We start from the raw sequence: 9,123 nt of genomic DNA on the forward strand, positions 1-9,123 counted from the left end.
CACGGAAAAGCTCTTCAGATGGGTTAGCTTCAAATGCTTTGATTGCAGTACGCATAGCTGATTTTTGTGCTGAGTTTTTCTCGTTTTGTTTAACGTTCAATTCAGCGCGTTTGATAGCTGACTTAATGTTTGCCAATGGTTTCACCTCCACCCTTTCTTGTACTAACTATACCATTATATCTGAAAAGACTTGATTTGACAAGTGAAAATTATTTTTTTAGATAAATTTTATCAATCTCATGGTTTTCAGCTTTATGAAGTATGATGTCGGCTCTGTTTCTCGTTGGCTCGATATATTTTTCTAGGTTAGCGAGATTGATATTCTTCCAGGTATTTTGTGCAATGGCGATAATTTCAGGATAGGTCATCCGTGTAAAACGATGGTAGTAGTTGCTAGGGTCATTTTTAGCTAGTGTTAATAATTTTTGAAAACGTTCCAAATACCAAGTTTCAATATGCTCCACATCGGCATCAACGTATATAGACAAGTCGAAATAATCGCTGACATAAAGTCGTTGGTTTTGTGGATTTTGAAATACATTGATCCCCTCGACAATGAGAAAGTCTGGAGCTGTTATTTCTTGCGTCTGGTCAGGAACAATATCATAAATTTCATGTGAATAGACAGGGATGTTACAATCATAGCCATTTTTTATCCTATCAAGAAAACCAATTAATTTTTCCATGTCATAGGATTCAGGAAAACCTTTTTTATCCAATAATTGACGTTCTTCCAAAATAGAATTAGGAAAGAGGAATCCATCTGTTGTCACCAACTCAACCTTCGAGTGTTTAAAGGTTCGAGCGATCAAAATTTGAAGTAAACGACTAGTGGTTGATTTTCCAACAGCCACACTTCCAGAAATTCCGATAATGAATGGTTGGGATTTAAGAGATTTCTGCAAAAATAAACTTTTTGTAAAGTTTAAATCCTTTCTGGCTTTTCGGTAAATGTGAATAAGATTCACAAGGGGAAGATAAATATCTGATACTTCATGTAGCTGAACTCGGTCATTAAAACTCTTAATGGAGTTCAATTCATCTTGACTTAAAGGTATTGTTGTCTTTTTATGAAGTTGTTGCCAGGATTTACGGTCGATTTCCTCAAAATTTAAAAATTCATTTTTCATAGTTTATTCTTTCTAATTAAGTAAGCGTTTTACATAGTGGATACATTTTAACATATTTTCTGATAGATAAAAACTATTGAAAACGTTTTTAATAAATGTTATAATTAAAACATGTCTAATATGTATTATGAAAAAAATCCAAGTGTAGCACATGATATTCATGAAATCCGTGTCAGCTTACTAGATACTCAGATGTCTTTCTTAACAGATGCTGGTGTATTTAGTAAGAAAATGGTTGATTATGGAAGTCAGGTGCTTTTAAAGTCCCTTGATGTTGCGAAGGGGAAGACTCTATTGGATGTAGGTTGTGGCTACGGACCTCTGGGATTGACCTTAGCAAAAGTCTATGACCTAAATGTTACCTTGATTGATGTCAATAGCAGAGCTTTAGAGTTGGCAGAAAAAAATGCCGAGAAAAATGGTGTTTCTGCGACTATTTTCCAATCAGATGTCTATGAAGCAGTTGAGGGCAGTTTTGATTATGTGATTTCTAATCCTCCTATTCGAGCTGGTAAATCGGTTGTTCATGAAGTGATTACAGGTGCCAAGGAACATTTGGTTGACGGCGGGAGCTTAACCATTGTCATCCAGAAGAAACAAGGGGCACCAAGTGCCAAAAAACGAATGGAAGAAGTATTTGGAAATTGCCAGATTATTAAAAAAGATAAGGGATACTATATCCTTGAAAGTGTGAAAGAATGAGAGCAGTTGATTTAATTCAGAAAAAACGTGACGGCTTGGAATTAACTACTGAGGAAATCCAGTGGTTAATTGCTGGCTATGTAGATGGTACCGTTCCAGATTACCAAATGTCAGCTTTGGCTATGGCTATCTACTTTAAAGGAATGTCTACAAGGGAGATTTCAGATTTGACCATGGCTATGGTGCATTCGGGTGAGGAAATTGACCTTTCAGCGATTGCGGGTGTTAAGGTTGATAAGCACTCAACTGGTGGTGTAGGCGATAAGGTTACCTTGATTTTGGCACCACTTGTAGCAAGTTTTGGTGTTCCTGTTGCTAAGATGAGTGGTCGAGGATTGGGGCATACAGGTGGTACACTTGATAAACTAGAATCAATCAAGGGATACCAAATCGAAGTGAGTCAAGAAGACTTTATCAAACAAGTTCAAGAAACGGGTGTGGCTGTTATCGGTCAATCGGATAATCTGGTTAAGGCAGATAAATTGCTCTATGCCCTGCGTGATGTGACTGCCACGGTGGATATTATTCCGCTGATTGCAAGTTCGGTTATGTCTAAAAAGATTGCGGCTGGTGCGGATGCCATCCTTCTTGATGTAACGGTTGGTGAGGGTGCCTTCATGAAAAATATCGAAGATGCGCGTGTTCTTGCTCGAACAATGGTCGACCTTGGAAAAGCTGTAGGTCGCAAGACAGTAGCTGTCTTGACAGACATGTCCCAACCGGTAGGTACTTCCATCGGAAACCGTTTGGAAATTCTAGAAGCTATCGACATTCTAAAGGGCAATGGCAGAGAAGATGTGACAGAATTCATCTGTGAATTGGCTCAAATCATGCTTGGTTTGGCAAATGTTGAAAAGACAGTGGAAGAAGTGCGCCAACATATCGAAAACGGAGCTGCCCTCAAGAAATTTGAAGAGATGGTTGTCGCACAAGGTGGTGACTTGGAAGACATGTATCGTCCAGTTCAGGTTTCACATCAAGTAGATGTCTTGGCAGATGAAGATGGCTACATTGTTGGTTTGCCAGCCTTGGAATTTGGTTTATTCGCTATGAGAATTGGAGCAGGTCGTGCTGTAAAAACAGACGATTTGGATTACGAGACCGGAATTGTTTTCCATAAAAAAGTTGGAGAGCCAGTTTCCAAAGGAGAAACCGTAGCAACAATTTACGCAAATGAAAATATTTCGGAAAATATGCTTACAAATTTCAAGAAAAATGTTAAAATAGATAAAGATAGTGTAAAAACGAAAGAAATCATTGAGATTATTTCGTAATGTACGGAGAAAATAATGAAATTAAATAAATTTATCGATCATACAGTTCTTAAACCTGAAACTACAAAAGAACAAGTTGCAAAGGTGCTAGAAGAAGCTAAAGAATATGACTTTGCAAGTGTTTGTATCAACCCAACCTGGGTATCATTTGCTGCAGAAGGCTTGAAAGGTACTGATGTTAAGGTATGTACTGTTATCGGCTTCCCCCTAGGAGCTAATACACCAGCTGTCAAAGCCTTTGAGACAAAAGATGCCATTGAAAACGGTGCTGATGAAATCGACATGGTCATCAATATTGGTGCCTTAAAAGATAAAAATTATGACCTTGTTTTAGAAGATATTAAAGCAGTTGTCGAAGCGAGTGGCGATAAACTTGTCAAAGTCATTATCGAAACCTGTCTGTTGACAGAAGAGGAAAAAGTAAAAGCTTGCCAATTATCAAAAGAAGCAGGTGCCGATTTCGTCAAAACTTCGACTGGTTTCTCAACTGGTGGTGCTACTGTGGCAGATGTAGCCCTAATGAGAAAAACTGTTGGACCTGATATGGGGGTTAAAGCATCAGGTGGTGCACGTTCATACGAAGATGCTATTGCCTTTATCGAAGCTGGTGCAAGTCGTATTGGTGCATCATCTGGCGTTGCAATCATGAAAGGAGAAAAGTCGGATGGCGACTACTGATTTAATTGATTTATCTGTTGAAGTTAGTAAAAATGCCTATGTCCCCTACTCTCGTTTTCCAATTGGAGCAGTACTAGTTGCTAAAGATGGTCAAGTATTTACAGGGGTAAATATTGAAAATGCCAGCTTTGGCCTGACCAACTGTGGTGAACGAACAGCTATTTTTAAGGCAGTCTCAGAAGGCGTAACAGACTTTTCAGAGCTGGTTGTTTACGGTGAAACAGAAAAACCAGTATCTCCTTGCGGAGCTTGCCGTCAGGTGATGGCAGAATTTTTTGAACAGGATCTAAAAGTGACTCTAGTCGCTAAAGATAAATCGACAGTCGAGATGACAGTCGGGGAATTACTTCCGTATTCTTTTACAGACTTAAAATAGGTTTGTAAAGCAGTCTTTAGGCTGTATCATTTCATCACTGCAACTTTTTGTTGCCAAAGAATTTTTTAGGAGGGTTCAGAAATGAACAAGAAACTTGTTGGCTTGGGTGTTGTATCTTTAGCAGCACTTACTCTAGCTGCCTGCGGTAGCCGTACTTCAAATAACTCATCATCAGATTCAGCTTCATCTTCAGTAAAAGCTGCAATCGTTACTGACATTGGTGGTGTTGATGACCGTTCATTTAACCAATCAGCTTGGGAAGGTCTTACTGCATGGGGTGAGGAACAAGGATTTGAAAAAGGTAATGGCTATGACTATTTCCAATCTGCAAGTGAATCTGACTATGTCACAAACCTAGATTCAGCTGTTTCAGGTGGTTACAATCTAGTATTCGGTATCGGTTTCGCCTTGGAATCAGCAATTGCTGAAGTTGCACCAAACCACACAGATACACATTATGTAATTGTTGACTCAGTAGTGCCAGATCTTGATAACGTTGTGAGCGTTGGTTTTGCTGACCACCAAGCTTCATACTTGGCAGGTGTTGCAGCGGCTAAGTCAACAAAATCTAACCACGTAGGTTTCATCGGTGGTATGGAAGGTGTCGTAATCGACCGCTTTGAAGCTGGTTTCGTAGCAGGTGCAAAATCTGTTAATCCAGATATCAAAGTAACAGTTGACTACGCTGGTTCTTTCGGTGATGCTGCTAAGGGACAAACACTTGCTGCTGCACAATATGCTGCTGGAGCAGATATTATTTTCCATGCTTCAGGTGGTACAGGTAACGGTGTATTTGCGGCTGCGAAAGCTGAAAACGAAACTCGTAACGAAGCTGACAAAGTTTGGGTTATCGGTGTTGACCGTGACCAATCAGCAGAAGGTGAGTACACATCTAAAGACGGTAAAGCTACTAACTTCGTATTGGCTTCTACAATCAAAGAAGTTGGTAATGCTGTAAAAGACATCGCAACTAAAGCTGTTGCAGGAGAATTCCCTGGCGGTACTGTAGTTCAATTCTCATTGAAAGACAAAGGTGTAGAATTGGCTGAAACTAACCTTTCAGAAGATGCTTCAAAAGCTGTAGCAGAAGCAAAACAAGCAATCATTGACGGTAAGGTTGAAGTTCCTGAAACTCCAGAAAAATAATCTTTTAACAAAGAATTTTCCGAATCGGCGGCCGAAATCGGTCGCCCTTTTCGGAGCTGAGATTTTTCTCAGTAAAGCCTATCAAAATTTGGTAGGTTTTACTGACAAAAATGATAGTCAGAAAGGAAGTAGATTATGACTAGGGATAATGTCATTGAAATGCGCAATATCACTAAGATTTTTGGTGAATTTGTAGCAAATGACCACATCAATTTAAATGTCAAACGGGGTGAAATCCATGCACTACTTGGTGAGAATGGTGCGGGTAAATCGACTCTTATGAATATGTTGGCAGGTCTTTTAGTGCCGACTAGTGGAGAAATTGCAATTAATGGTGAGGTTGTAACGATTGACTCACCTTCTAAAGCAGCGCATCTTGGTATTGGTATGGTTCACCAACACTTTATGCTGGTTGATGCCTTCACAGTGGCAGAGAATATCATTCTCGGTTCTGAAACGACTAAAGCTGGTGTGATTGACCTCAAAAAAGCCATTGCTGAAATCAAGGAGTTGTCAGAACGGTATGGTCTTGAAGTCGACCCGACAGCAAAAGTAGCAGATATTTCTGTCGGAGCACAACAACGTGTAGAAATTTTGAAAACCCTCTACCGGGGTGCAGATCTCTTAATTTTCGATGAACCGACAGCTGTTTTGACACCTGCGGAAATAGCAGAGCTTCTTAAAATCATGAAGAAATTGATTGAAGAAGGCAAGTCTATCATTCTAATCACTCACAAATTGGATGAAATCCGTGCGGTTGCCAACCGTGTTACAGTTATTCGCCGTGGTAAATCCATTGAAACAGTAGATGTAGCAGGTGCAACCAACGAAGATTTGGCGGAGTGGATGGTTGGACGTTCTGTTTCCTTCAAAACTGAGAAAATTGCTTCAAATCCTAAAGAAGTTATCCTTTCTATCAAGGATTTGGTAGTAAACGAAAACCGTGGCATCCCGGCAGTTAAAGGACTTAATCTTGAAGTTCGAGCTGGAGAAGTAGTTGGTATTGCTGGTATTGATGGAAATGGACAGAGTGAGCTTATCCAAGCCATTACAGGTTTGCGTAAGGTTAAATCAGGTTCCATTACCATCAAGGGTGAGGAAGTTGTTGGTAAAACACCTCGCAAAATCACTGAGATGCAGGTCAGCCACGTTCCTGAAGACCGTCACCGTGATGGCTTGGTATTGCAAATGTCTGTTGCAGAAAATATTGCTTTGCAGACATACTATAAAGAGCCAAACTCTAAGAATGGTATTCTGAATTACAATATTATCAATGAAAAGGCACGTCAGCTAATGGAAGAGTTCGATGTGCGTGGTGCTAGTGAGTTAGTTCCTTCTAAGGCCTTGTCAGGTGGTAACCAGCAGAAAGCCATTATCGCCCGTGAAATTGACCGTAACCCAGATCTTCTCATCGTGAGCCAACCAACTCGTGGTTTGGACGTTGGTGCTATCGAATACATTCGTAAACGTTTGATTGCAGAGCGTGACAAGGGCAAGGCTGTGCTTGTTGTCAGCTTTGAGTTGGATGAAATTTTGGATGTTTCAGACCGTATTGCTGTTATTCACGACGGTACTATTCATGGTATCGTAGATCCCGCAACAACAAATAAGCAGGAACTTGGTGTCTTAATGGCAGGTGGTAAATTAGAGAAGGGGGATAGTCATGCCTAAGAAATATCACAATGTGGCAATTCCATTATTGGCAGTAGTTTCAGGACTATTGTTAGGGGCCATCATCATGCTTATCTTCGGTTACGACCCAATTTGGGGTTATGAAGAACTATTTTATTCAGCATTTGGTAATGTGAAATCAATCGGAGAAATCTTCCGTGCTATGGCACCGCTTATCTTTACCGCTCTTGGTTTTGCGGTAGCAAGCCGAGCTGGTTTCTTCAACGTTGGTTTGCCTGGTCAGGCATACGTTGGTTGGGTGTTTGCAGGTTGGTTCGCCTTGTCCAATCCTGATATGCCACGTCCAATCTTGATTTTAGCTACAGTTATCATTGCCATGATTGCTGGTGGTATTGCTGGTTCTATTCCGGGTATTTTACGTGCTTATCTTGGTACCAGTGAAGTTATCGTCACAATTATGATGAACTACATCTTGCTTTACTCATGTAACTATATCATACGTGAAGTTTTTGCAGATGATTTGATGAAGAATACGGATTCGACCATCAACGTCTCAGCCAACGCTTCTTATCAAATGGAGTGGTTGCGTGCATTGACAGATAATTCTCGTATGAATTTGGGGATCTTCTTTGCAGTCATTGCTGTTTTTGTCATTTGGTTCCTATTGACCAAGACAACCCTTGGTTTTGAAATTCGTTCAGTTGGTTTGAATCCAACTGCATCTGATTATGCTGGTATGTCAGCTAAACGTACTATCATCCTTTCTATGGTAATTTCTGGAGCTCTTGCAGGTCTTGCGGGTGCAATTCAAGGTCTTGGAACCTTCCAAAATGTCTATATTCAAAGTGGTAACTTGGATATTGGTTTCAATGGTATGTCTGTTGCCCTCTTGGCTTCAAACTCACCACTGGGTATTCCATTGGCGGCTTTCCTCTTTGGTGTCCTTTCTGTTGGTGCACCAGGTATGGTTCGTGCCCAAATTCCACCTGAATTGATCAACGTTGTTACAGCGTCTATCATCTTCTTTATTGGTGTGAAATTTATCTTTGAGCAGTTGCTTAAAGCCAAAAATAAAGCGAAAGGAGCGAAATAAGATGAATATTTCAATTCTTGCCTTACTCATTTCGCAGATGTTGATTTACTCAGCACCTTTGATTTTTACAAGTCTTGGTGGTGTCTTTTCTGAACGTGGCGGTATTGTTAACGTTGGTTTGGAGGGGATCATGGTGATTGGGGCCTTTGCCGGCGTTGTCTTCAATATTGAGTTTGCTGAAACATTCGGTAAAACAACTCCATTGCTAGCCATTCTTGTTGGAGGTCTAGCAGGTGTCCTATTTGCAGCTATTCATGCCATAGCTACCATCTATCTCCGTGCGGACCACGTTGTATCTGGTACGGTATTGAACCTCTTAGCACCAGCCTTGGGTGTCTTCCTTGTAAAAGTTATTTACAACAAGGGTCAAACAGATAGTATCACTCAGTCATTTGGTAAGTTTTCATTCCCTATCTTAGCAGATATTCCTGTTATAGGAGATATTTTCTTCAAGAATACTAGTTTGATGGGTTATGTTGCTATTGCCACAGCATTCTTAGCTTGGTTCATTCTTTATAAGACAAAGTTTGGTCTTCGTCTTCGTTCAGTTGGTGAACATCCTCAAGCAGCTGACACGCTTGGTATCAATGTTTATGCAATGCGTTCTGCTGGGGTATTGATTGCAGGATTCCTTGGTGGTGTTGGTGGTGCCGTAAGTGCCCAATCAGTAAACATCAACTTCTCTGCAACAACCATTGTTGGTTCAGGTTTCATTGCCTTGGCTGCAGTTATCTTCGGTAAGTGGAATCCAATTGGTGCAATGTTAGCCAGTCTCTTCTTTGGTTTATCTCAAAGTTTGGCAGTAGTTGGAAGTCAGCTTCCGGGTTTGAAAGATATCCCAACCGTCTATCTTCAAATCGCCCCATATCTTATCACAGTAGTTGCCCTCTCTGCCTTCTTCGGAAAAGCAGTCGCACCAAAAGCCGACGGCGTCAACTATATCAAATCGAAGTAAAAAAACAACCCCGATGGGTTGTTTCAGACTGAAGACAAAGTCCTTAGAATTGATTTTCTAAGGGCTTTTCTTCGTATTTAGGAGTATAATATAAGAAAAAGGACTTATGAGGTTCTCCTATGCTACACAAAGAAAAA

Annotated in this window: 10 protein-coding genes; 8 read left to right on the top strand and 2 right to left on the bottom strand. The window is 40.4% G+C overall.

From position 1 onward, the window contains the following. On the bottom strand, window positions 1–151 hold a 151-nt coding region (gene rpsT, locus C1E99_RS10970), incomplete at its 3' end, for a 30S ribosomal protein S20 (RefSeq protein ID WP_161941788.1). 58 nt (window positions 152–209) lie between these two features. Next, window positions 210–1,130, bottom strand: coding sequence for a type I pantothenate kinase (gene coaA, locus C1E99_RS10975; RefSeq protein ID WP_105207566.1), 921 nt, complete (start codon window positions 1,128–1,130; stop codon window positions 210–212). A gap of 111 nt (window positions 1,131–1,241) precedes the next feature. Here coaA and C1E99_RS10980 point away from each other — a divergent pair, with 111 nt between their 5' ends. From C1E99_RS10980 to C1E99_RS11015, 8 genes are all read left to right on the top strand, one after another. After that, entirely contained in the window at window positions 1,242–1,832 is a 591-nt protein-coding gene (locus C1E99_RS10980; RefSeq protein ID WP_105207567.1) for a class I SAM-dependent methyltransferase, read from the top strand. Further along, entirely contained in the window at window positions 1,829–3,106 is a 1,278-nt protein-coding gene (locus C1E99_RS10985) for a pyrimidine-nucleoside phosphorylase (protein WP_105207568.1), read from the top strand. The genes C1E99_RS10980 and C1E99_RS10985 overlap by 4 nt, the downstream gene beginning before the upstream one ends. Before the next feature lie 15 nt (window positions 3,107–3,121). Beyond that, window positions 3,122–3,784, top strand: coding sequence for a deoxyribose-phosphate aldolase (gene deoC, locus C1E99_RS10990; protein WP_105207569.1), 663 nt, complete (start codon window positions 3,122–3,124; stop codon window positions 3,782–3,784). Beyond that, window positions 3,771–4,160, top strand: a complete 390-nt coding sequence (locus C1E99_RS10995; RefSeq protein WP_105107897.1) for a cytidine deaminase — start codon at window positions 3,771–3,773, stop codon at window positions 4,158–4,160. Before deoC ends, C1E99_RS10995 begins: the two co-directional genes overlap by 14 nt. A gap of 81 nt (window positions 4,161–4,241) precedes the next feature. Next, on the top strand, window positions 4,242–5,306 hold the full coding sequence (locus tag C1E99_RS11000; RefSeq protein WP_105207570.1) for a BMP family lipoprotein: 1,065 nt from the start codon (window positions 4,242–4,244) through the stop codon (window positions 5,304–5,306). A 135-nt stretch (window positions 5,307–5,441) separates the two neighbouring features. Then, window positions 5,442–6,977 (top strand): ABC transporter ATP-binding protein, encoded by a 1,536-nt coding sequence (locus tag C1E99_RS11005; RefSeq protein WP_105207571.1) that lies wholly within the window; start codon window positions 5,442–5,444, stop codon window positions 6,975–6,977. Beyond that, window positions 6,970–8,031, top strand: a complete 1,062-nt coding sequence (locus C1E99_RS11010; RefSeq protein WP_105207572.1) for an ABC transporter permease — start codon at window positions 6,970–6,972, stop codon at window positions 8,029–8,031. The genes C1E99_RS11005 and C1E99_RS11010 overlap by 8 nt, the downstream gene beginning before the upstream one ends. Window position 8,032: 1 nt before the next feature. Next, window positions 8,033–8,986: an ABC transporter permease gene (locus C1E99_RS11015; RefSeq protein ID WP_105107893.1), complete on the top strand. Its 954-nt coding sequence runs from the start codon at window positions 8,033–8,035 to the stop codon at window positions 8,984–8,986. The last annotated feature ends 137 nt before the right edge of the window (window positions 8,987–9,123 follow it).

It is taken from the genome of Streptococcus suis (genome assembly GCF_002964045.1).
Classification (GTDB): Bacteria; Bacillota; Bacilli; order Lactobacillales; family Streptococcaceae; genus Streptococcus; species Streptococcus suis_U.